The organism is Pseudomonas sp. PONIH3, from assembly GCF_002934345.1.
Classification (GTDB): Bacteria; Pseudomonadota; Gammaproteobacteria; order Pseudomonadales; family Pseudomonadaceae; genus Aquipseudomonas; species Aquipseudomonas soli.
On record NZ_CP026386.1, the window covers coordinates 3,603,249 to 3,625,052 of the forward strand.

The 21,804-nt window shown below is 65.0% G+C and carries 19 protein-coding genes and 1 pseudogene; 12 read left to right on the forward strand and 8 right to left on the reverse strand.

What is annotated here, in order from left to right; translation table 11 throughout:
* Positions 1 to 41: 41 nt before the first annotated feature.
* Both C3F42_RS16560 and ycaC read right to left on the reverse strand, forming a co-directional pair.
* Positions 42 to 593: an antibiotic biosynthesis monooxygenase gene (locus C3F42_RS16560; RefSeq protein WP_104444647.1), complete on the reverse strand. Its 552-nt coding sequence runs from the start codon at positions 591 to 593 to the stop codon at positions 42 to 44.
* A gap of 57 nt (positions 594 to 650) precedes the next feature.
* Complete coding sequence (ycaC, locus tag C3F42_RS16565; RefSeq protein ID WP_046853656.1) at positions 651 to 1,280, reverse strand: isochorismate family cysteine hydrolase YcaC; 630 nt, start codon at positions 1,278 to 1,280, stop codon at positions 651 to 653.
* Between the two features lie 242 nt (positions 1,281 to 1,522).
* Between ycaC and C3F42_RS16570 the strand changes: the two genes are divergently transcribed.
* Entirely contained in the window at positions 1,523 to 2,950 is a 1,428-nt protein-coding gene (locus tag C3F42_RS16570; RefSeq protein WP_038707130.1) for a mechanosensitive ion channel family protein, read from the forward strand.
* Positions 2,951 to 2,987: 37 nt separating this feature from the next.
* Here the strand turns inward: C3F42_RS16570 and C3F42_RS16575 are convergent, their stop codons facing one another.
* Together C3F42_RS16575 and C3F42_RS16580 are read right to left on the reverse strand one after the other, a co-directional pair.
* Complete coding sequence (locus C3F42_RS16575; protein WP_104445319.1) at positions 2,988 to 4,274, reverse strand: FAD-binding oxidoreductase; 1,287 nt, start codon at positions 4,272 to 4,274, stop codon at positions 2,988 to 2,990.
* A gap of 143 nt (positions 4,275 to 4,417) precedes the next feature.
* The gene (locus C3F42_RS16580; RefSeq protein WP_094010773.1) at positions 4,418 to 5,908 is read right to left on the reverse strand and encodes an aldehyde dehydrogenase family protein; all 1,491 of its coding nucleotides are present in this window, start codon (positions 5,906 to 5,908) and stop codon (positions 4,418 to 4,420) included.
* A gap of 136 nt (positions 5,909 to 6,044) precedes the next feature.
* Here C3F42_RS16580 and C3F42_RS16585 point away from each other — a divergent pair, with 136 nt between their 5' ends.
* Together C3F42_RS16585 and C3F42_RS16590 are read left to right on the forward strand one after the other, a co-directional pair.
* A complete protein-coding gene (locus tag C3F42_RS16585) occupies positions 6,045 to 6,944 on the forward strand; it encodes a LysR family transcriptional regulator (protein ID WP_094010774.1) in 900 nt (299 codons plus the stop codon).
* Positions 6,945 to 7,089: 145 nt separating this feature from the next.
* The gene (locus C3F42_RS16590) at positions 7,090 to 8,475 is read left to right on the forward strand and encodes a VOC family protein (protein ID WP_094010775.1); all 1,386 of its coding nucleotides are present in this window, start codon (positions 7,090 to 7,092) and stop codon (positions 8,473 to 8,475) included.
* Positions 8,476 to 8,536: 61 nt separating this feature from the next.
* Here C3F42_RS16590 and C3F42_RS30315 read toward each other — a convergent pair whose 3' ends face one another.
* The 3 genes and pseudogenes from C3F42_RS30315 to C3F42_RS16600 form a co-directional block, all read right to left on the reverse strand.
* Positions 8,537 to 9,406 carry a methyl-accepting chemotaxis protein gene (locus tag C3F42_RS30315; protein ID WP_371920595.1) on the reverse strand — a complete coding sequence of 290 codons (870 nt, stop codon included), beginning with the start codon at positions 9,404 to 9,406 and terminating at the stop codon, positions 8,537 to 8,539.
* 45 nt (positions 9,407 to 9,451) lie between these two features.
* Positions 9,452 to 10,516, reverse strand: a pseudogene (locus C3F42_RS30320) (Cache 3/Cache 2 fusion domain-containing protein); the annotation flags it as partial.
* A 182-nt stretch (positions 10,517 to 10,698) separates the two neighbouring features.
* Positions 10,699 to 11,628, reverse strand: coding sequence for a LysR substrate-binding domain-containing protein (locus tag C3F42_RS16600; RefSeq protein ID WP_038707125.1), 930 nt, complete (start codon positions 11,626 to 11,628; stop codon positions 10,699 to 10,701).
* 155 nt (positions 11,629 to 11,783) lie between these two features.
* On the opposite strand from C3F42_RS16600, the gene C3F42_RS16605 reads away from it, so the two are divergent.
* The 6 genes from C3F42_RS16605 (at position 11,784) to C3F42_RS16630 (ending at position 17,044) form a co-directional block, all read left to right on the forward strand.
* Positions 11,784 to 13,172 carry a NorM family multidrug efflux MATE transporter gene (locus tag C3F42_RS16605; protein ID WP_038707124.1) on the forward strand — a complete coding sequence of 463 codons (1,389 nt, stop codon included), beginning with the start codon at positions 11,784 to 11,786 and terminating at the stop codon, positions 13,170 to 13,172.
* A 353-nt stretch (positions 13,173 to 13,525) separates the two neighbouring features.
* Complete coding sequence (locus C3F42_RS16610; protein ID WP_011531561.1) at positions 13,526 to 13,738, forward strand: DUF1127 domain-containing protein; 213 nt, start codon at positions 13,526 to 13,528, stop codon at positions 13,736 to 13,738.
* Positions 13,739 to 14,035: 297 nt separating this feature from the next.
* The gene (locus C3F42_RS16615) at positions 14,036 to 14,353 is read left to right on the forward strand and encodes a DUF2388 domain-containing protein (RefSeq protein WP_046853647.1); all 318 of its coding nucleotides are present in this window, start codon (positions 14,036 to 14,038) and stop codon (positions 14,351 to 14,353) included.
* Between the two features lie 86 nt (positions 14,354 to 14,439).
* Complete coding sequence (locus C3F42_RS16620) at positions 14,440 to 14,733, forward strand: DUF2388 domain-containing protein (RefSeq protein WP_104444648.1); 294 nt, start codon at positions 14,440 to 14,442, stop codon at positions 14,731 to 14,733.
* Between the two features lie 35 nt (positions 14,734 to 14,768).
* Complete coding sequence (locus C3F42_RS16625) at positions 14,769 to 15,089, forward strand: DUF2388 domain-containing protein (RefSeq protein WP_038707122.1); 321 nt, start codon at positions 14,769 to 14,771, stop codon at positions 15,087 to 15,089.
* Complete coding sequence (locus tag C3F42_RS16630) at positions 15,086 to 17,044, forward strand: DUF4105 domain-containing protein (protein WP_104444649.1); 1,959 nt, start codon at positions 15,086 to 15,088, stop codon at positions 17,042 to 17,044. The genes C3F42_RS16625 and C3F42_RS16630 overlap by 4 nt, the downstream gene beginning before the upstream one ends.
* 37 nt (positions 17,045 to 17,081) lie before the next feature.
* On the opposite strand, the gene C3F42_RS16635 is transcribed toward C3F42_RS16630, so the two are convergent.
* Positions 17,082 to 17,483, reverse strand: coding sequence for a GFA family protein (locus tag C3F42_RS16635; RefSeq protein ID WP_104444650.1), 402 nt, complete (start codon positions 17,481 to 17,483; stop codon positions 17,082 to 17,084).
* Positions 17,484 to 17,752: 269 nt separating this feature from the next.
* On the opposite strand from C3F42_RS16635, the gene C3F42_RS16640 reads away from it, so the two are divergent.
* The 3 genes from C3F42_RS16640 to C3F42_RS16650 all read left to right on the forward strand — a co-directional run bounded on the left by C3F42_RS16640 (position 17,753) and on the right by C3F42_RS16650 (position 21,787).
* The gene (locus C3F42_RS16640; RefSeq protein WP_094010781.1) at positions 17,753 to 19,060 is read left to right on the forward strand and encodes a CitMHS family transporter; all 1,308 of its coding nucleotides are present in this window, start codon (positions 17,753 to 17,755) and stop codon (positions 19,058 to 19,060) included.
* A 72-nt stretch (positions 19,061 to 19,132) separates the two neighbouring features.
* Positions 19,133 to 19,903 (forward strand): TerC family protein, encoded by a 771-nt coding sequence (locus tag C3F42_RS16645; RefSeq protein ID WP_023629725.1) that lies wholly within the window; start codon positions 19,133 to 19,135, stop codon positions 19,901 to 19,903.
* A 225-nt stretch (positions 19,904 to 20,128) separates the two neighbouring features.
* Positions 20,129 to 21,787: a Na/Pi cotransporter family protein gene (locus tag C3F42_RS16650; protein ID WP_038707120.1), complete on the forward strand. Its 1,659-nt coding sequence runs from the start codon at positions 20,129 to 20,131 to the stop codon at positions 21,785 to 21,787.
* The last annotated feature ends 17 nt before the right edge of the window (positions 21,788 to 21,804 follow it).

Consider the following 21,804-nt stretch of genomic DNA (forward strand, 5'->3'; position numbering starts at 1 on the left):
CGGCAGGCGGTTGAAGGCTAGCAATGGATCACGGCGGTCGCTCAGCGGCGCAGCCAGCCTGCACAGCGGCGGGTCACCCAAGGCATGATGCAGAACACCACGGGCAGGATGACGAACAGGTTGGTGATCAAGTTGCCGGTGATCTGGCCACCCAACAGCGGATAGCGGGCAAACAGCGGCGCCAGTAATTGCGGAATGACCAGGGTCATCGGGCAGATCACCAGGTAAGTGAGCACAGCCTGCTTCCAACGCGGTGGCTGCGAAGCGCCTGTAGCGCTTGGGGTGAACCAGAACTCCGGATCGTCATGCACCTGGGTCTGATCGCCCTCCTCCAGCAGCGGCAGCACTTCGGCCACCAGCGCTTGGCGCTCGGTGGAGTCGACCCAGGCCTGCAGCTGGCTGGCCTCGGCAAAGCGCACCACGGTGGTGAACTGGCGACCACCGTCGTCAGGGCGAATCACGTTGACGTCCAGATGGCCCGGTTGCCGACGGGCCACGCCGACGGTGTGGCGCAGCCAGGTTTCATAGCGTGCCAGGGCTTCGGCGCGGACCTTGTGCTGGATGACCAGCGTGACCACGGTGCTGTCGTTCATCGCGGCGTACCTGAAAGGGGTGGGGCCAGGCACCGGGCCGGTGCCTGGCGGAGCGGCTTACTTGCCGGCGGTCAGGGCGTTGTAGCTGGTGATCAGGTTGCGGTAATCAGGGATGTGGTTGGAGAACAGCGCCGCCAGCCCTTCGACATCGTTGCGCCAGTCGCGGTGCAGCTCACAGGCCACGCCGAACCAGGTCATCAGCTGGGCACCGGCCTGGCTCATGCGGTCGTGGGCAGCGTCGCGGGTCATTTCGTTGAAGGTGCCGGAGGCGTCGGTGACCACGAACACATCGAACTCTTCTTCAAGGGCCGCCAGGGCCGGGAAGGCCACGCACACTTCGGTCACCACGCCGGCAATGATCAGCTGCTTCTTGCCGGTGGCCTTCACTGCCTTGACGAAATCTTCGTTGTCCCAGGCGTTGATCTGGCCGGGGCGGGCAATGTACGGGGCATCCGGGAACAGCTCTTTGAGTTCCGGCACCAGCGGGCCGTTGGGGCCTTGCTCGAAGCTGGTGGTGAGGATGGTCGGCAGGTTGAAGTACTTGGCCAGGTCGGCCAGGGCCAGTACGTTGTTCTTGAAGCGGTCCGGCTCGATGTCGCGGACCAGGGACAGCAGGCCGGCCTGGTGGTCGACCAGCAGTACGGCGGCGTCGTCTTTGTTCAGGCGGTTGTATTTGAAGTTGTTCATTGCCGGTTCTCCTTGGGTTTCGATCTTCAGTGGTTTAGGTGTTTCGCGTTGATGGGAGAAGATTAAAACCAGGACCTTTTTGGCGGTAGATAGTGAAATTTGGCTTTAGCGTTCTATTTTACGAACGATAGATTGGAATTGCCTGTTCTGGCCTTATCACGGGGCAAGTCGCATCCAGACATTGCCCGCCACCCCAACCTGCTCTATTACTACCCACAGCCCTCCCCTGCACCGAGACCACCATGCTGGCGTTCATCCAGTCGTACCCGCTGTTGCTCGGCACCTTGCTGATCTTCTTCGACTTGTTGCTCTGGCAGCTGATCCCGCTGCAGCACAGGGTCTGGCGCATCGCCACGCGGCTGGTGATCTTCCTGTTGTTCAGCGCGGTGTTGCTGACGGCCGGCATGAGCCCGCTGCAACCGCCACCCTGGGCCGACGACGTGTCACGCAACCTGATGGCCACGGTGCTGGCGATCGGCTGGTGGCTGTTTGGCGCGCGCACGGTGACCGTGGTGTTCGGCCAATTGCTGGTGGCCCGCGGCAGTCACGGTGGGCGCCTGCTGCAGGATGTGCTGGGGGCATTGATCTTCCTCGCCGCGGTGGTGGCTGCAGCGGCCTATGTGATGCAACTGCCAGTCAAGGGGCTGCTGGCCACCTCAGGGGTCATGGCCATCGTCATCGGCCTGGCGCTGCAGAGCACCCTGGCCGACGTATTCTCGGGGATCGTGCTGAACACCACGCGGCCCTACCAGATCGGCGACGCGATCTCCATCGACGGCACCGAGGGCAAGGTGGTCGATATCGACTGGCGGGCCACCCGGCTGATCACTGGCAACAGCAGCCTGGCGGTGATCCCCAACTCGGTGGCGGCCAAGGCCAAGATCCTCAACTTCAGCCGCCCGGCCGAGGTGCACGGGGTGTCGATCAGCGTTGTGGTGCCGGCCAAGGTGCGCCCGCAACGGGTGTTCGACGCGCTGGAGAAAACCCTGCAAGGCACCAGCATCCTGCTGGACAAGCCGGCGCCCAAGGTCACGGTAAAGGCTTCGACACTGGAGTCAGTGGAGTACGAGGCCAGCGGCTTCATCGCCGAGATGTCGCGCAAGACCGAAGTGCGCAACCAGTTGTTCGACCTCGCCCACCGCCACCTGGAAGCCAGCGGCGTGACCTGGAACACCGAGCTGGGCGCCCCGGTGCGCAGCCGCCAGCGCGAGCTGCTGGACGAAGTGCGGGTGTTCCGTTCGCTGAGCAACGAAGAGCGTGACGCCCTGAGCCAGCGCATGACCACGGTGGAATACCTCGCTGACCAGGTGATCCTCGACATCGGCGAGCGCTCGGAGCATGTGCTGCTGATCAGCCGCGGCGTGGTGCTGGCGTCTGTTCGCGATGGCGAGCGGCTTATCGAGGGTGGCCGCATGGGGCCCGGCGAGGTGCTCGGGCTCGAGGGCCTGGTGGATGACGAAGCCTCGCCTGTCGAGTTTCGTGCCTTGAGTGGCTGCATGCTGTATCGCATCGACAAGGAACAGGTGCGTGGTTGCCTGGCCGAAAGCGGCGATGTGAAGTCGGCACTGACCAAACTGCAACGGTTCCGGCGGCAGAAGCGCGAGTCGCTGTTGTTGCAGAAGCCGGCGGTGGTGAAGAAAGGCGGGTTCCTGAGCTGGCTGCATAAGTGAGCCTGTCGCGGCGCAAGTCGGGCCGCCGCGATAGCGATTACAGCACCACCCGCAGGCACTGCCCGGCGTGATACAGCGAGAACCCCGACTCGTAGAACGCCGTGCGCAACGATGGCGCGCTCACCGGCCTCATCGGCGAGAACGGAATCGGCAGGCTGTCCGGGTCATCCTTGAGCAGAAATTCCGCAAAGGCCCGGCCGATCACCGTCCCGGTGGTGTTGCCCCGCCCGTTGTAGCCGGTGACCGCCACCAGCCCCGGCGCCGGTTCGAACAGGCGCATCAGGTGGTCCGGAGTGAAGTCGATGCAGCCGGTCCAGTGCATCTCCCATTCGACCTTGCCCAGCGCCGGGTAGTAGTGGCTCTGGATGCGGTCGGCCCAGCTGCGCACGAACCAGGCTGGCTTGTTGTCGACCCGGCCGAGGCTGCCGAGCAGCAGCCGGCCCTGTTCGTCGCGGCGGATGCTGCTGAGCACCGTGCGGGTGTCCCACGAGCCTTGGCCATGGGGCAGGACCTGGTCGGCGGCGGCGCCGTGCAACGGCTTGGAAGCGACCTGGTAGTAGTAGCCGCGGAAGAAGTGCTTCTGCAGGTTGCTCCAATCGCCTTCGGTGTAGGCACCGGTGGAGATCACCACCTTGTCGGCACGCACTGCGCCCTGTGCTGTGCGCACCCGCCAGGCATCGCCATCGCGCGCCAGGCCTTCGACCGCGGACTGCTGGAACAGCTTGCCGCCCAGCCGGGTCACGGCAGCGGCCAGGCCCTGGGTGTAACCCATGGGGTTGATGGTGCCGGCGCGGCGGTCGAGCAGCGCGGCGGAAATCTTGTCGGTACCGCAGTATTCCTGGCATTGCGCGCCGGTCAGCAGCTCGACGTCGGCGCCGCGCCGGGTCCACTGCTGGTGGCGGGCTTCGAGGTCGGCGATGCCGGTGGCATTGTGTGCCATGTGCAGCGTGCCCTGGTGCCGGGCCTGGCAGTCGATACCCAGGCGCTCGATCATGGCGAACACTTCGCCCGGCGCATCGCCGAGCACCTTGTTCAGGCGTCCGCCCTGCTTGTGCCCGAGGGTGGCCTCGACGTCGTCGGGGCGGATCCAGGTGCCGGCGTTGACCAGGCCGACGTTGCGCCCGGAGCCGCCATGGCCGATCTTCCAGGCCTCCAGCAGGATCACCGACTTGCCCTGCTCCAGCAGATGGATGGCCGCCGACAGGCCGGTGATGCCGCCGCCGATCACGCAGACATCGGCCTTGTGCTCGCCGGCCAGGGCCTGGGCGGCAACGGTCGGCTGGGTGACGTGTTCCCACAAGCATTCTTGACGCAGTTCGGACATGATCGGCTCCAGCAAATTTTATTCTTGTTGCGGCCCATCGTCGCGGTTCGTCGCCACGACAAGCCGGCTCCCACAGAGATCGACGCGGTCGCTGTGGGAGCCGGCTTGCCGGCGAAACTGGGGCAAAGCCCCCGCGACGATCATCAGTCGAACACGATCCCTTGCGCCAGCGGCAATTCGCGAGAGTAGTTCACGGTGTTGGTCTGGCGACGCATGTAGCCTTTCCAGGCATCCGAACCAGACTCACGGCCACCGCCGGTTTCCTTCTCGCCACCGAACGCCCCGCCGATCTCCGCGCCGCTGGTGCCGATGTTGACGTTGGCGATGCCGCAGTCGCTGCCCGCGGCGCTCTGGAAACGTTCGGCCTCGCGCAGGTCGGTGGTGAAGATGCACGACGACAGGCCTTGCGGCACTTCGTTGTTCAGGCGCAGGGCCTCTTCGAAGTCGTCGTAGGCCAGCACGTAGAGGATCGGCGCGAAGGTCTCGTGGCGCACCACCTCGCTCTGGGCCGGCATCTCGGCAATGGCCGGCGACACGTAGTAGGCGTTCGGGTACTGCTCGGCGAGCTGGCGCTCGCCACCGAATACCTGCCCACCTTCGTCGCGGGCCTTGGCCAGCGCGCCCTGCATGGCATCGAACGACTGCTTGTCGATCAGCGGGCCGACCAGGTTGTCCTTGCGCGGGTCACCGATGCGCACCTTGCCGTAGGCGGCTTTGACACGGGCGACCACGTCGTCCTTGATCGAACGGTGCACGATCAGCCGGCGCAGGGTGGTGCAGCGCTGGCCAGCGGTGCCCACGGCAGAGAACAGGATGCCGCGCACGGCCAGGTCGAGGTCAGCGCTCGGAGCCAGGATCATCGCGTTGTTGCCACCCAGTTCGAGGATGCTGCGGCCGAAACGCGCCGCCACACGGGGGCCCACTTCGCGGCCCATGCGGGTGCTGCCGGTGGCACTGACCAAGGCCACGCGTGAATCGTCGACCAGAGCTTCGCCGGCGTCACGGCCACCGATCACCAGTTGCGCTATGCCTGCAGGGGCATCGCCGAAGGCTTTCAGCGCTTTGTCGAACAGCGCCTGGCACGCCAACGCGGTGAGCGGGGTCTTCTCGGACGGCTTCCACACCACCGCGTTACCCGCCACCAGCGCCAGCGCGGTATTCCACGCCCACACCGCCACCGGGAAGTTGAAGGCGCTGATCACCCCGACCACGCCCAGCGGGTGCCAGGTTTCGCGCATATGGTGGCCCGGACGTTCGGAGGCGATGGTCAGGCCGTACAGCTGGCGCGACAGGCCGACGGCGAAGTCGCAGATATCGATCATTTCCTGCACTTCGCCCAGGCCTTCCTGGGTGATCTTGCCTGCTTCGATGGACACCAGCTCGCCGAGGTCGGCCTTGTGCTCGCGCAGCACCTCGCCGAACAGGCGCACCAGCTCGCCACGACGAGGGGCCGGCACGCTGCGCCAGGCTTCGAAGGCCTGTTGCGCCTGGTCGATGCGGGCAACGGTGTCGGCCTTGCCGAGCAACTTCACCGAGGCGATCTGGCTGCCGTCGATGGGGGTATGGACAGGGTAATCGCCCTGGGTGTGAGCCGCGGCGGCAACGCCAAGGCGCTCGAGCAATCCAGCAACCATCGTGCTTCTCCTTACATCGGGTGAAGGGGTTGAAAATGTCGTGGGTCAGTATTAATCCGATTACTCGGGTGCAACAAACGACCTTTATTCCGCATATCATTCCACCAGGTAATGATTTCAGCCGCCGAGACCGCTTATGTCCAAACGCCTGGTACCGTCCATGACCGCCCTGCAGTGCTTCGAGGCCGCAGCCCGTCACCTGAGCTTCACCCGCGCCGCCGAGGAACTGCACCTGACGCAGAGCGCGGTGAGCAAGCAAGTGGCGCAGCTAGAGGAGATGCTGCGCCATCACCTGTTCCTGCGCATCCGCCGCCGCCTGCAACTGACGCCGGCCGGCAGCCTGTACCTGGCCGAGGTGAACAAGATCCTCACCCAGGTGGATATGTCCAGCCGCTATGTCCTGAGCTACGGCTCGCAGACCGAAGTATTGAAGGTAGCCACTCAACCGAGTTTCGGCGTGCGCTGGCTGATCCCGCACCTCAAGGGCTTCGGCAAGCGCCACCCCAACCTGCACCTGGACATCCGCAACGAGATGGAACCTTTCGCCCTGCTGCAGGGCTCGGCCGACGTGGTGTTCTTCTATGGCCAAGGCACCTGGCCCGGGGCGACCTGCATCGAGCTGTTCGGCGAAGAAGTGGTGCCGGTGTGCGCGCCGGAGCTGTTGCAAGGGCGCACGCTGCCTGACGCCGGCGCGGTGGCGGAGCTGGTGCTGCTGCAGAGCACCTCGCGACCGCAGGCATGGCACGAATGGTTCCTGGAGCAAGGGCTGCATACCGACAACAGCTATCATGGGCCGCGCTTCGATACCTTCTACATGGCGTTGAGCGCGGCGCAGGCCGGCTGCGGGGTGGCATTGGTGCCCAGTTACCTGGTGGCCAAAGAGCTGGCCGAGGGCGCCCTGGTGCTGGCCTGGGACCATGCGATGAAAAGCAATGGCGCGCATTACCTGGCGTATGCCGAACATGCGGCGGAAGTGCCCAAGGTGCGGGCGTTGGTGGAGTGGGTTGCCGAGCAGATCCAGCGGCGCGAACACTGACGCCATCGTGAGAGCGGGCTTGCCCCGCTATGGAGTCGTCAAGGTCGATCAAAAAAGGAATGAAACCCGCACTTTTTTTCGCTTGTACGGCATCTCCATTCCCAGCTTTCATGTAAGTGTCCTCCACTCACCCAGGAAGCTTGCGATGCCCGCCCACGATTTCGTCAGCCCCGACAGCATCCGTGCGCAGTTCTCTGCCGCCATGTCGCTCATGTACAAGCAGGAAGTCCCCCTGTACGGCACGCTGCTTGAACTGGTGAGCGAAACCAACCGGCAGGTCATGGCCGCGCAGCCCAAGGTGGCTGAGGCCCTGCGCTGGACCGGCGAGATCGAACGCCTCGACCAGGAGCGCCATGGCGCCATCCGCGTGGGCACCGCCGAGGAGCTCGCCACCATCGCCCGGCTGTTCGCGGTCATGGGCATGGCGCCGGTCGGCTACTACGACCTGAGCTCGGCCGGCGTACCGGTACATTCCACCGCGTTCCGCGCCGTGCATGAGCAGTCGCTGCATGTCAGCCCGTTTCGGGTGTTCACTTCGCTGCTGCGCCTGGAACTTATCCACAACCCGCAACTGCGCAAACTGGCCCAGGGCATTCTCGACAAGCGGCAGATCTTCACCTCCCGTGTGCTGGAACTGATCGTCCAATGCGAACGCGATGGTGGCCTGAACGCGAGCGATGCCGAGACCTTCGTCCAGGAAGCGCTGCACACATTCCGCTGGCACCAGGACGCCACCGTCACTGCCGAGCAGTACCAGCAACTGCACGACCAACACCGCCTGATCGCTGATGTGGTGGCGTTCAAAGGCCCCCACATCAACCACCTGACCCCGCGCACCCTGGACATCGACGCCATCCAGCTCGGCATGCCGGCCAAGGGCATCCCACCCAAGGCCGTGGTCGAGGGGCCGCCCACCCGTCGCCAGCCGATCCTGCTGCGCCAGACCAGCTTCAAGGCCCTGCAGGAAAAGGTCGCTTTCAGCGATGCCCAGGGCAGCCACACGGCGCGCTTCGGCGAGATCGAACAACGCGGCGCGGCGCTGACACCCAAGGGGCGCCAGCTGTACGACCGTCTGCTGGACGCGACCCGCGCGGCCCTCGGCGGCGCGCCGGCCGAGGCCAATGCCGAACGCTACATGACCCTGCTCGCCGAGCATTTCGCCGAATTTCCGGACGACCTGGGGCAGATGCGCGAACAAGGGCTGGCCTACTTCCGCTATTTCGCCACCGACAAGGGGCTGGCGGCGCGCGGGCAGCCCGGCCGCCCCACTACCCTGCAAGGGCTGATCGACGCCGGGCATGTGCATTACGAGGCGCTGGTGTACGAAGACTTCCTGCCGGTGAGTGCGGCGGGGATCTTCCAGTCCAACCTGGGGGATGATGGCCAGGCCGACTACGGCAGCAATGCCAACCGCGAGGCCTTCGAGCAGGCGCTGGGGCTGAAGGTGCAGGATGAATTGGCGCTGTATGCGCAAAGCGAGCGTAGGTCGTTGCAGGCGTGTGCGCAGGCGTTGGGGCTGTCGGCGCTATAAACGTCATCGCGGGCAAGCCCGTTCCCACAGGGTCGGTGGGAGCAGGCTTGCCGCGTAAGTCTTAGCGGCCCACTCGGAACCGATCCACTTCCTGGCGCAACTGCCCCGCCAGACCTTCCAGTTCGCGGGCCGTCGTGGCCAGCTCATTGGCCACATCTCGCTGCTCGCTGTTGGCCTGGGCGATGCTTTGCAGATTGCGGCTGAGCACCGTCGCGGTGCTGCTCTGCTCCTGGGTCGCGGTGCTGATCACCGCGAACTGCTCGCCCGCGACCCGGCTCTGCTCGTCGATGCGCGCCAGGGCTTCGGCCACCTTGTCGTTGCGCGCCAGGCCTTCCTGCATCAGCTGGTTACCCTGCTCCAGCGTGCTGATGGCATGGCCGGTCTGCTGCTGGATGCTGGCGATCATGCCCGAGATCTCGTCGGTGGCCTGGCGGGTGCGCGCGGCCAGGCCGCGCACCTCGTCGGCGACCACGGCGAAACCCCGGCCCTGCTCGCCAGCCCTGGCCGCTTCGATGGCGGCATTAAGCGCCAGCAGGTTGGTCTGCTCGGCAATCGAGGTGATCACGCCGACTATGCCGCCGATCTCCTGCGAGCGAGCGCCCAAGGTGTCCATCACACTGGCGGTTCCACCCAGTGCTTCGGCGATCTGCCGCAGGGAAACCGAGGCTTCGTCCATGGCGCTGCGACCGATTCGGGTCTGTTGGGCGTTGTCGCGGGCCATGCGCTCGGTCCCGGCCATGTTGTCGGCAATGTTCATCGAGGTGGCGCTGAACTCCTCCACCGCGCCGGCCATGCTGGTGATCTCGCCGGACTGCTGGTCCATGCCCTCGCAGGCGCCGGACGACAGACCCGACAGCGAGCGGGCGCGGCCACTGACCTGGTCGGAGGCGCTGCGGATATGCTCGACCATGGTCGCCAGCGCATCGCCCATCTGGTTGAAGCTGCGGGCGAGCTGGCCGATCTCGTCATGGCTGGTGACGCTCAGGCGGGCGTTGAGGTCGCCGGCACCCAGAGCCTCTGCCTGGCGCACCAGGTCGCCGAGCGGGCGCAGTTTGCGGCGCAGCAGCCAGAGAGTCGCGGCCACGGCCAGCAACATCGCCAGCAGGCTGCCAATGGCCAGGCGCAGGCCGACGCTCCAGGTCACTTCGCGGATTTCGCCCTCGGGCATGCTTGCCACCACGGTCCAAGGGCCTTCGGCGAACGGCTCGGTGACACTGAACAGTTGCTCGCCAGCACTGCTCCAGAACCGCCCTGCCCCCGGCGTGATCGCCTTGATCGCCTGGGCCGCCGCCTCGCCGTCACGCACCTCGGCCGGTGGCACCAGCCACTTGCCCTGCTCGTCCAGCAACGCCAGCGAGCCGGTCTGGCCAATGCGGAAACGCTTGAGGTTGGCGAACTGGGCATTCTGCGCGTCGGTGTAGTCGAAGCCGACGAACAGCACCGCGATCACCCGGCCACTGCCATCGCGCACCGGCACGTAGCGGGTCATGTAGTTGCGGTCGAACAACACGGCGCGGCCGACGTAGGTCTGCCCGGCCATCAGTTTCGGATAGGCCGGATGCTGGCGGTCGAGCTGGGTGCCGATGGCGCGGCTGCCGTCCTGCTTGGTCAGGCTGGTGCTGATGCGCACGAAGTCGTCGCCGCTGCGCACGAACAGGGTCGCGACGCCGGCGGTCATCTGCTGGAACTCGTCGACCTGGTGGAAATCGTTGTTCAGCAGGTGATCACCCAGGTACAACGCGGGCGTCGCGGCGCCTGCGACGCTGACCGTTTCCCCCGCGTGCAGCGCCAGGCCGGTGGCGAACCGGCGCTCGAACAGGCCGCTCAAACGCTGGGTGTTGTCCTTGAGCGAGCCATGAAAGGTGTCGAGCTGGTCGGCCAGCAGCCGCGCCTCGCTGGCCAGGTGCGCCTGACGGGTGGTGAGGTTGGCGTCGTCCAGCGAACGCAGGGCGAACAGGGTACTACCGGTGATCACCAGCGCCAGCACTATGGCGAGGGCGATCCCGAGCTGCGAGGCGATTCGGGCACGCGGTTGAGACATGGCAAGGCTCCTGGCAAGAGGCCGGGATCGTCCTGATCACGCTGACCGCCCGCTTCCTATCAACGGGGAATCGCGTCCTCTTCCGGGACGCTGGTGCAAGTTGATCGGCGTCTGTAGGAAATACTTGAGTGTGGGGCCGGGATATTCGCAAACGTTTTCTTTCCGTGGCTTTTCGAACATTGCTAGCCCTGCGGCGAAAGGATCTGCACAGCCGGCAAATCCATCGCCTCCGCCTCCTCCTGCAGAAATACGCTGAGCCTGCGCAAGCGCTCCCCGCCCGGCCGGGTCCGTGGCCACACCAGGTAGTAGTCCATGCCACTGGCCACCGCGGTCGGCCAGGGCAGGCTCAACCGCCGCTGCGCCACATCCTCGGCCACCATCAGCAGGTCGCCCATGGAGATCCCGTAGCCCCGCGCGGCGGCGATCATGCCCAGCTCCAAGGTGTCGAACACCTGCCCGCCCTTGAGCGAGACCTTGTCGGTCAGGCCCATGCGCGCCAGCCAGGCCCGCCAGTCGCGCTTGTCCGGTGTGGGGTGCAGCAACTCGATGCCGGCCAGGCGCCGTTCGTCCCAGGGCGCTTCATCAAGCAGGTCCGGAGCACCCACCGGAATCAGCAACTCGGAAAACAACCGGCGCACTTCCCAGTCCGCCGGGAAGCTGCCATCACTGAGCAGCACCGCGCAGTCGAACGGCTCCTGGTTGAAGTCGACATGGTCGACATCCATCCAGGCGCTGGTCAGTTGCACCTCGTTGCCCGGCTGCAGATGGCGGAAGCGACTCAGGCGCGCCAGCAGCCAGCGCATGGTCAGGGTCGAGGGGGCTTTCATGCGCAGGATGTCATCTTCACCGCGCAAGGTTTCGCAGGCCCGCTCCAGGGAAGCAAAACCATCACGCACACCGGGCAGCAACATGCGCGCGGCTTCGGTCAGCTGCAGGCTGCGACCATTGCGCACGAACAGGCGGCAGGCGAAATGCTCCTCCAGGGTGCGGATATGCCGGCTGACCGCGCTCTGGGTAATCGCCAGCTCTTCGCCGGCACGGGTAAACGAGCTCAGCCGAGCAGCGGCTTCAAATGCGCGCAGCGCATAGAGCGGAGGCAGTTGGCGGATCATGATGCACCTGTCATACGGGAGCTGGGCCGGTGCAGAGGATCATACAGGCATGAGCCATACTCATGGCACTGATCGCATTTATCCTTTTGTGCAAAGCTGACCGAAGCCTCAGAATCGACGGCTCGCTTCCAGAATCACCAACAAGGACCGCCCCCATGCACGTCGCGCCCACCACCGAACTCAAGGCTTTGCTGCGCCTGGCCGGGCCGCTGATCGCCTCGCAGTTGGCGCACATGCTAATGGTGCTCACCGACACCCTGATGATGGCCCGCATCAGCCCGCAGGCCCTGGCCGGTGGCGGCCTGGGCGCGGCAAGCTATTCGTTCGTGTCGATCTTCTGCCTGGGCGTGATCGCCGCGGTCGGCACGCTGGTGGCCATCCGCAAGGGCGCCAACGACATCGAGGGCGTCACCCGCCTGGCGCAGAGCGGCCTGTGGCTGGCCTGGGGCCTGGCGCTGGTCTCGGCGCTGGTGATGTGGAACCTCAAGCCGGTGCTACTGCTGTTCGGCCAGAAACCGGAGAACGTCGACTCGGCGATGCAGTTGCTGACCCTGCTGCCGCTTGCCCTGCCCGGCTACATGACGTTCATGGCCCTGCGCGGTTTTACCAGCGCCCTGGGCCACTCCACACCGGTGATGGTCATCAGCCTGGTGGGCACGGTGTTCAACTACTTGTTCAACCACGCCCTGATCGAGGGCATGTTCGGCCTGCCCAAGCTGGGCCTGATGGGGATCGGCCTGGTCACGGCGGTGGTGACCCTGGGCATGGCCATCGCGCTCGCACTGTATATCCGCTGGCACAAGGCCTATGCCGCCTACCCGCTGCGCAAGGGCCTGCTGCGCCCTTCCCTGCCGGCACTGCGCGAGCTGTGGCGGCTGGGCCTGCCGATCGGCGGCACCTATATGGTCGAAGTGGGCTTGTTCGCCTTTGCCGCCCTGTGCATGGGCGTGCTCGGCAGCACGGAGCTGGCGGCGCACCAGATCGCCCTGCAGATCGTCTCCACCGCGTTCATGGTGCCGACGGGCCTTTCCTATGCGGTGACCATGCGCGTTGGCCTTTACTACGGCGCCGGCAACTTGCTGGCGGCCCGTAGCGCCGGGCGCGTGGGCATTGGCTTTGGCGCATCGCTGATGTTCGCCTTCGCCGCACTGTTCTGGTTGCTGCCGGATGCCCTGGTCGGGCTGTTCATCGACCGCAACGACCCGGCCTTCGCCGCTATCTTCATGCTGGCAGTGCAATTGGTGATGGTGGCGGCGTGGTTCGAACTGTTCGATGGCGTGCAGACCATTGCCATGGGTTCGATCCGCGGGCTGAAGGACGCCAAGACCACGTTCCTGATTGGCCTGGTGTGCTACTGGCTTGTGGGTGCGCCAAGTGCCTGGCTATTCGCCTTCACCTTCGGTGGCGGTGCACAGGGTATCTGGTGGGGGCTGGCCCTGGGTCTGGCCTGCGCGGCGGTGGCGCTGACGTTCGGCTTCGAATGGCGGATGAAGCGGCTGCTGGGCAAGGCTGAGCGTGCACGGCGGGCAGCATTGTCGGTCTGATACACCCGAAGCCGCTACGCGCGCCATAGCCGCGCGGGCGGCGCTCGATATCACAAGCGCCGCAACTGTATCGCTGAACACTTTGAACCCAGCACCCATCAAAAACTGTACTACTGTACTGCTATATACCTCCCTTCCTGCCGACCATTTCCCTGCCGACACCACAAAACCGCACCAAAAAAGTGCGCACCAGTACAGTTCCCTCAATAACCGGTGCAACAGTCGCTTTCAACAGTTAACTGGCCCATCACAATACACCTGAACTGTACCTACTGTTCTGGACGAGAGAGGAGGAAGATGGGCACCAGTTAAATCACTCCCTAATGCCGCCACAAGCGGAAGGATGACACATCATGGAACGTACCCTCAGTTCCGACCTGGTTTTTGAAAACGCCCAAGCTTCCAACGCCGCCCTGCCGCTGCGCGTCCTGTCCACCCTGGTACTGTGGCAGCGCCGCATGGCCAGCCGCCGCCAGCTGGCGCGCCTGGACTCCCGCCTGCTGGCCGATGCCGGTATCAGCGAGTCGCAGCGCTACGAAGAGCTGAGCAAGCCTTTCTGGCGCTAAGCGCCGGCCGCCGGCCCAGGCCGGCACCGTGAATTCTCAAGAACCCGCCGCAGGCAACTGCGGCGGGTTTTTTGTTTTAAGCCGCGCAGTAGAGCACTTGCGCACGCAAGCGTAACAGTTTTATAAAAATAAAATTCTATAGATACAGTTACGATTTGATCTGTTTTTCGCGCCCAGGCGTCAGAACCGCCGCGTGTTACGCTTGTCTTACGCGCCTGGCATATAAAGTACCGTGACGAGCCAAGCGAGCGTCCGATAACCAGAACCACCCTTGACCCTGTGCAGGAGTCCACCAACATGTCCCGTTATCACCTGATTGGCGCCGCCTTGCTGCTGTCCCTCGCCGGTGCCGCAAACGCCACCAGCTTCGTCGTCACCACCGATGCCGTCGTCGGCGCCGTAGCCGCCTCGACCGACGCCACGTCCGATATCTCCTCCTCGTTCCGCGACGACAAGATCGTCAAGGCCGCCCGTGACGATGCCGCCAGCTTCGTCGGTAGCGATGGCGCCATACGCGGCGCCAAGCTGGAAAGCGCATTCGTGCACATCCGCCAGCAGCTGCCGGCCCTGCAAGCCAGCGATGCGCAGCTGGCGCGCGCCATCCTCGCCATCTGACCCTGCCCTTACCCCGGATTCACTGGCCCCGAACCGTGCATCCGGGATAGCCTTCGCAGCCCGAGACAATCGCCACTTCAAAGCCCATGCGTTACCTATTGCTTTCCCTTGTCGCCCTGACCTGTATGAACAGCGCCCATGCGATGGATGCCACCACCCAGAGCCTGGTCATCACGGGCTACGTCACCAGCCAGGTGACGGCCGCCCCCTTCGACCGCAAACGGATCGTCGCGGCCCGTGACGATGCCGCCGTGTTCGTCGCCAGCGACGGCCTGATCCGTGGCGCGCGCCTGGAGGCGGCGTTCGACGCTCTGCGCCAAGGCTGCGCCCGGCACTCTGTCGGCGACCGTGAACTGGCCGAGGCGATACTCGTCCAATAATTACACCCGCTCCCTTGTATTTCCGGAGATGCTCCATGCGTAAACCGCTGATCGCCGCCACCCTCGGTATGCTGCTGCTAGCCGACTTGGCCCAGGCACACACCCTGGTGGCCACCAGCAATATCATCGTCCGCGCCTTTGGCCGGTCGATCGACTTCACCTCCGACACCACCACCTCGATCCGTGATTCGAAATTGGTGCGTGAAGCCCACGACGACGCCGCCAGCTTCGTCGCCAGCAATGGCGACATCCGCGGCGCGCAGCTCGAAGCCGCCTTCGACACCCTGCGCGCCCGCGTGCCCGAAGCCCGCGACGCCAGCGACCAGGTGCTGGCCGAAGCCATCCTCGCCCTGTGAAGCGCATGCGTGCCTGGCTGCTGGGCTGCGCCCTGACGCTGCTTGGCACGCCCGCCCTGGCCGATCTGCAACTGATGCTGCAGACCGACGGCCTCGACCCTTCGCAACAGCAGGCCAGCCAACTGCTGCTCGACGAAGCCATGGCCAAGTTGCCACCGCGCTTCAAGCAGCAGCTCGACCGGCAGATCCTGGTCAGCTGGACCTCGCGCATGCCCGAGGATGCCTATGGCCAGGCCTCGCCGGTCGCCAGCCTGGATCTCAACCAGCGCCTGCTGCCGGGCCTCGTTGACGGCAGCGCCGCCCGCGAGAAGACCAACCGCCCCCATGGGACGGTCCGCGAAGAACTGCTCGCCACCGTGCTCCACGAGCTGACCCATATCTATGACCGCGCCCGCCTTTGGCCGCAGGCCGAGCGCCAGCTGATCAGCCGCTGCAAGCGCCAGCAGGACGCGCTTGGCAAGGTCGGCCTGCCGCAGGACTGTCGCGGCCAGGCCGAACGCCGCTTCACCTTGAGCGACGACCCGCGCCTGCTGGACCTGGCCGGCTGGCCGCAGTACGTCGGCCGGCGCGGCGAGCGCGAGCAGCACAATGGCCAGCTGGTGCGCAGCCCGGATCCCTACGAGCTGAGCAGCCCGAAGGAGTTTGTCGCGGTCAACATGGAGTACTTCCTCCTCGACCCCAGCTACGCCTGTCGCCGCCCGGCGCTGAACCAGTACCTGCGCGACCACTTCGACTGGGCGCCGCAACAAGATGCATGCGCCAAGGGCCTGCCGTTCCTCAACGCCGGCAACGACTTCGCCCGCCAACCCTTGGGTGAGATCGACCCGGAGCGGGTCTACGAGGTCGACTACTTGCTGGCCGAAGCCAACCAGAATTGGGTCAGCCGCTGGGGCCACAGCATGCTGCGCCTGGTGATCTGCGCCCCGGGTCGCCCACGCGGGCCGGCCTGTCGCCTGGACCTCGACCAGAGCCTGGTGCTGTCATACCGCGCCTTCGTCAACGATGTGCAGCTGTCCAGCTGGGACGGGCTGGTCGGCGCCTACCCGTCGCGGCTGTTCGTGCTGCCGTTGGGGCAGGTGATCGACGAGTACACCAAGACCGAGCTGCGCAGCCTGGCCTCGGTACCGCTCAAGCTCAGCCGCGCCGAGATCGAAAACCTGGTGCGCCAGGCCGCCGAGATGCACTGGAGCTACGACGGCAACTACTACTTCCTGTCCAACAACTGCGCCGTGGAGTCGCTCAAGCTGCTGCGCAGCGGCACCGGTAATGCACGCCTGAACGACCTGGACAGCATCATGCCCAACGGGCTGCTCGAGGTCATGAAGGGCAGGGGACTGGCTGATACCAGCGTGCTCGACGACCCACGCGAAGCGCTGCGCCTGGGCTATCGCTTCGACTCTTACCGCGACCGCTACCAGGCGATGTTCGAGGTACTGCGCAAGCAGCTACCAATCAAACAGACGACGGTGGAAGGCTGGTTGGCGCTGGACGCCGAGCAGCGCCGCCAGTGGTTCGACCGCGCCGACCTGCGCACCAGCGCGGCCTTGCTGCTGCTCGAACAGGCCGGGCTACGGCGCCAGCTGCTGCTGGCCCAGGATGAGGTCAAGCAACGCTACCTGAACGGGCGGGCGCTCAAGGACGGCAGCTTCGACAAAGCCAACGAAACCTTGCAGGCGATGCTGGCCAACAGCGGCTTCCTCAGTCGCCCGGCGGAGTTGCTCGGGGCAGGGGGCTACGGCCTGCCGCAGCCGGACGAGCGCAAGCAACTGGAGCAGGTGAGCAGCGAGCGCCAGGCGCAGCTGCTGCGCCTGAGTACCGACCTCGACCAGCAGGTGAGGGCGCTGCTGGGGCCCGAGCGGGGCAGGGAGATCAAAGCCGTGGAGGCCAATATCAAGCAGGTGGGCGAGCACCTTCGGGCGTTGCACAAGGCGGCCGGGGGGTTGCAGCTGCCCTAGTACATGGCGATAGGGCCAGAAGAGGCAGCACAATGCCCTACAGGTTTTCCTCGTCTTCCTCCGGCAACCCTTGATCCACCTGCAACCACGGCAAGCGGCTCCCCACCCAGATATGCCGATTGGCCGGCACCCGCTCCGGGTGATCCAGCGTCGCCACGGTTACGTCGATCGAATCCGGGCTATGGGCCGTCACCAGTGCCACGTGCGCCCCGCAACTGCCACAGAAGTACCGACTGCAGGTTTCCGGCGCCATGTAGCGCTGCGGTGAGCCCGCCAGCCACTGGAAAGCCTCGAAGGGCAGGGTGACCCAGGTCACCAGAGTGCCCCCGCTGACCCGCCGGCAGATCGAGCAATGGCAATGGGCGACATCGCCCAGGGCGCCCGACAAGCGATAACGCAGGGCACCGCAATGGCACCCGCCTTCTTCGACATCCACCATCGAAACGACCTCCCGTCGCCTGGCACCAGCCGAAAGCTGGCTGAAAGCTTGCCCACATAGGATAGCGCCACCACCGGCAGCAGACCGGCCAGCCAGGGCACCCGGAAACTTCCGCGCCCCGGCCCAATCAACAACAACAATGGTGATTCTGATGTTTTCCTGTGCCCGCCTTTTCGCAGTCCCCCTCCGCCAGCTCCTCGCGCAGCGCCTGACGCGCTGATCCGCCCGAATCGTCCTTCCTTTCGCCGCGCCACGCCTGGAGTACCGCCATGCTGACCTTCCTCGGCTTCGCCATGGTCATCACCTTCATGTACCTGATAATGACCAAGCGCCTGTCGGCCTTGATCGCGCTGATCCTGGTACCGATTTTGTTCGCCCTGTTCGGCGGCTTCTACAGCGACATCGGCCCGATGATGCTGCAGGGCATCAGCAAGCTCGCGCCCACTGGCGTGATGCTGATGTTCGCCATTCTCTACTTCGCCCTGATGATCGACTCCGGCCTGTTCGACCCGGCCGTGCGCAAGATCCTCAAGCTGGTCAAGGGCGACCCGCTGAAAGTCTCGATCGGCACCGCGGTGCTGGCCCTGGTGGTGTCCCTGGACGGGGACGGCGCCACCACCTACATGATCTGCTGCGCCGCCATGCTGCCGATGTACAGCCGCCTGGGGATGAGCCCGCGAATCATGGCTGGCCTGATCATCCTCGCCGGCGGGGTGATGAACATGACCCCATGGGGAGGGCCGACGGCGCGCGCCGCCAGCGCCTTGCACGTTGACCCTTCGGACATCTTCGTGCCGATGATTCCGGCCATGGCATTCGGCGTGGTGGCGATCCTGGCCATCGCCTACTGGTATGGCCTGCGTGAACGTGCCCGCCTCGGTGAACTGCACCTGCCGACCGACGACCTCGACCACAGCGAAATCAGCGTGTCGCAGTTCCCGGAAGCCCGCAGGCCCAAGCTGCTGTGGTTCAACGGCGCCCTGACCGCCGCGCTGATGGTCGCGCTGATCGCCGGCGTGCTGCCACTGCCGGTGCTGTTCATGATCGCCTTCAGCATCGCCATGATCGTCAACTACCCGTGCCTGCAGCAGCAGAAGGACCGCATCGCCGCCCACGCCTCCAGCGTGCTGGCCGTGAGCGGGCTGATCTTCGCCGCGGGCATTTTCACCGGCATCCTGTCGGGTACCGGCATGGTCGATGCCATGTCCAAGAGCCTGCTGGCGGTAATCCCGGAAGCGTTCGGCCCCTACATGGCGGTGATCACCGCCCTGGTCAGCATGCCGTTCACCTTCTTCATGTCCAACGACGCCTTCTACTACGGCGTGCTGCCGGTACTCTCGGAGTTCGCCAGCCATTACGGCGTCACCCCGGTGGAAATGGCCCGTGCGTCGATCGTCGGGCAACCGGTACACCTGCTCAGCCCGCTGGTACCCTCCACCTACCTGCTGGTGGCCCTGGCCGGCATCGAGTTCGGCGATCACCAGCGCTTCACCCTCAAGTGGGCAGTGCTGGTATGCCTGTGCATAATGGCCGGCGCGCTGGCGCTGGGGACTTTCCCGCTGTTCAGCAGTCTGTAATACAAGCGCCTCATCCAACCGCAAAGCGCCCGTCACCAGGGCGCTTTGCCTTTACCGCTCGAAGGAATACACATGGAATGGCTGACCAGCCCGGAAATCTGGGTTGCCTTTTTTACCCTCACCGCGCTTGAGATCGTGCTCGGGATCGACAACATCATCATGATCTCGATCCTGGTCAGCCGCATGCCCAAGCACATGCAACCGCGCACGCGGATCTTCGGCCTGGCCCTGGCCATGGTCACGCGGATCATGCTGCTGCTGTCGATCACCTGGGTCATGCGCCTGACCGACGACCTGTTCCATGTACTGGGCGAGGGTATCTCCGGGCGCGACCTGATCCTGTTCTTCGGCGGCCTGTTCCTCCTGTGGAAAAGCTCTCAGGAGATCTACCACGGCCTGGAAGGCGAGGACGAGAACCCCGACGAGCCGAAAGGGGCAGGTGGCAAGTTCTTCTACACCATCATCCAGATTGCCATCATCGACATCGTGTTCTCGCTGGACTCGGTGATCACCGCGGTGGGCATGGTCTCCCACGTGCCGGTGATGATCGCCGCGATCATCGTCGCGGTACTGGTGATGATGCTCTGCGCCGGCACCATCAGCGATTTCATCGACAAGCACCCATCGCTGAAGATGCTCGCGCTTTCGTTCCTGATCGTCGTAGGCACCGTGCTGATCGCCGAATCTTTCGATGTGCATGTGCCGAAAGGCTACGTCTACTTCGCTATGGCTTTCTCGCTGGCGGTGGAGGCGATCAACATCCGCATGCGCACGGCGATGGCACGCAAGAAGGGCAAGGAGCACGATCCAGTGAAACTGCGCAAGGACATCCCGGGTCAATAAGCCCAGGAAGCGCGGTAGCGAAAGGGCCCTTCGGGGCCTTTTTTGTTGCCGACGATGAGGCCAGAGCATGTTTCAAATACGTTTCACCCATGCCAAGCTGGCACCAGCCAGGCAAAACAACTAAAGCTTCAGTGAGCACTGGGAAAAACAGCCCACCCCCGGGCCAGGCTCACCGCTGCACCCATTGGCCCCGCCCAGGGGCATAGAAGAAAAGGGGGCCCGACCATGCTGACCCTGCTCAATCTGCTCTCCGCCGTGGCGTTGCTGGTGTGGGGCACCCATATCGTGCGTACCGGCATCCTGCGGGTCTATGGCTCGAACCTGCGCCGCGTGCTCGGCCAGAACATGGACAAGCGCCCGCTGGCCTTCATCGCCGGGATCCTGGTCACCGCCATGGTGCAGAGCAGCAACGCCACCGCCATGCTGGTCACCTCGTTCGTCGGCCAGGGCCTGATGGCCATGACCCCGGCCCTGGCGATCATGCTCGGCGCCGACGTCGGGACCGCGCTGATGGCGCGGGTGCTGACCTTCGACCTGTCCTGGCTGTCGCCGCTGCTGATCTTCCTCGGGGTGATCTTCTTCCTCTCGCGCAAGCAGACCCGCGCCGGCCAGCTGGGCCGCGTCGGCATCGGCCTGGGCCTGATCATCCTGGCGCTGCAACTGATCGTCCACGCCGCCGCGCCGATCACCCACGCCCAAGGGGTGAAGGTGCTGTTCGCCTCGCTCACCGGCGATATCCTCCTCGACGCCCTGATCGGCGCGCTATTCGCCATGATTTCCTACTCCAGCCTGGCCGCCGTGCTGCTCACCGCCACCCTGGCGGGCGCCGAAGTGATCAGCCTGCCGGTGGCCATCGGCCTGGTGATTGGCGCCAACATCGGCAGCGGCCTGCTCGCCTTCCTCACCACCAGCCTGCAAAACAGCGCCGGTCGCCGGGTGGCGCTGGGCAGCCTGTTGTACAAGGTGGTCGGCCTGCTACTGATCATCCCGGTGCTGCACCCGCTGGTGGCCTGGATGGACAGCCTGAGCTTCAGCCCGCAAGAGCTGGTGATCGGCTTCCACCTGCTCTACAACACCTTGCGCTGCCTGCTGATGCTGCCGACGGTCAAACCCATGGGCCGCCTGTGCAGCTACCTGCTGCCCGAACGCGACAACGGCAATGGCCGCCACCAGCCACGCCACCTGGACCCGACGGCGTTGAACACCCCCAGCCTGGCGCTGGTCAACGCCGTGCGCGAGACCCTGCGCCTGGGCGATATCGTCGACAGCCTGCTCGAGGCCATGCTTGGCGCCCTGCGCGGCACCCAGACAGCCTTGCCGCAACAGGTTAGGGCCCTCGGGGAGGATGCCGAGGCGCTGTACAACGCCATCAAGCTTTACCTGGCGCAGATGCCCCGTGAAGACCTCGCCGAGCAGGACAACCGGCGCTGGGCAGAGATCATCGAGGTGGCGATCAACCTCAAGCTGGCCAGCGACCTGATCGAGCGCATGCTTCGCAAGGTCCAGCAGCAGAAGACCTCGCAGCGTCGGGAGTTCTCCCAGGTTGGCTTGGAGGAGCTGACTGGCCTGCAGGAACAATTGCTGGCCAACCTGCGCCTGGGCCTGTCAGTGTTCCTCAGCGCCGACCCGCAGAGCGCGCAGCAGTTGCTGCGCGAGAAACGTCGTTTCCGCGCCCAGGAGCGGCGCCTGGCCCACGCCCATGTCAGCCGCCTGCAACGTAAAGTGGTGCAGAGTATCGAGACCAGTTCGCTACACTTGGAGCTCATTGCCGACATGAAGCGTTTGAACTCTTTGTTCTGCAGCAGTGCCTATGTGGTACTGGGCGGCACCGACACCGGCGGGCTGATGCTCGACAGCGTGCCGGACGAAGCCCGTCAGCCTTGAGCCAAGACACTCCGGAG

Coding starts and splice junctions, on each gene's coding strand:
- C3F42_RS16575 (WP_104445319.1), bottom strand. CDS start 4,274: ATGTCCGAACTGCGTCAAGAATGCTTGTGGGAACACGTCACCCAGCCG.
- C3F42_RS16605 (WP_038707124.1), top strand. CDS start 11,784: ATGCACGTCGCGCCCACCACCGAACTCAAGGCTTTGCTGCGCCTGGCC.
- C3F42_RS16560 (WP_104444647.1), bottom strand. CDS start 593: ATGAACGACAGCACCGTGGTCACGCTGGTCATCCAGCACAAGGTCCGC.
- C3F42_RS16610 (WP_011531561.1), top strand. CDS start 13,526: ATGGAACGTACCCTCAGTTCCGACCTGGTTTTTGAAAACGCCCAAGCT.
- C3F42_RS16650 (WP_038707120.1), top strand. CDS start 20,129: ATGCTGACCCTGCTCAATCTGCTCTCCGCCGTGGCGTTGCTGGTGTGG.
- C3F42_RS16620 (WP_104444648.1), top strand. CDS start 14,440: ATGCGTTACCTATTGCTTTCCCTTGTCGCCCTGACCTGTATGAACAGC.
- C3F42_RS16600 (WP_038707125.1), bottom strand. CDS start 11,628: ATGATCCGCCAACTGCCTCCGCTCTATGCGCTGCGCGCATTTGAAGCC.
- C3F42_RS16635 (WP_104444650.1), bottom strand. CDS start 17,483: ATGGTGGATGTCGAAGAAGGCGGGTGCCATTGCGGTGCCCTGCGTTAT.
- C3F42_RS16645 (WP_023629725.1), top strand. CDS start 19,133: ATGGAATGGCTGACCAGCCCGGAAATCTGGGTTGCCTTTTTTACCCTC.
- C3F42_RS16590 (WP_094010775.1), top strand. CDS start 7,090: ATGCCCGCCCACGATTTCGTCAGCCCCGACAGCATCCGTGCGCAGTTC.
- C3F42_RS16580 (WP_094010773.1), bottom strand. CDS start 5,908: ATGGTTGCTGGATTGCTCGAGCGCCTTGGCGTTGCCGCCGCGGCTCAC.
- C3F42_RS16625 (WP_038707122.1), top strand. CDS start 14,769: ATGCGTAAACCGCTGATCGCCGCCACCCTCGGTATGCTGCTGCTAGCC.
- C3F42_RS16570 (WP_038707130.1), top strand. CDS start 1,523: ATGCTGGCGTTCATCCAGTCGTACCCGCTGTTGCTCGGCACCTTGCTG.
- ycaC (WP_046853656.1), bottom strand. CDS start 1,280: ATGAACAACTTCAAATACAACCGCCTGAACAAAGACGACGCCGCCGTA.
- C3F42_RS16640 (WP_094010781.1), top strand. CDS start 17,753: ATGCTGACCTTCCTCGGCTTCGCCATGGTCATCACCTTCATGTACCTG.
- C3F42_RS16585 (WP_094010774.1), top strand. CDS start 6,045: ATGTCCAAACGCCTGGTACCGTCCATGACCGCCCTGCAGTGCTTCGAG.
- C3F42_RS30315 (WP_371920595.1), bottom strand. CDS start 9,406: ATGGGCGATGCGCTGGCGACCATGGTCGAGCATATCCGCAGCGCCTCC.
- C3F42_RS16615 (WP_046853647.1), top strand. CDS start 14,036: ATGTCCCGTTATCACCTGATTGGCGCCGCCTTGCTGCTGTCCCTCGCC.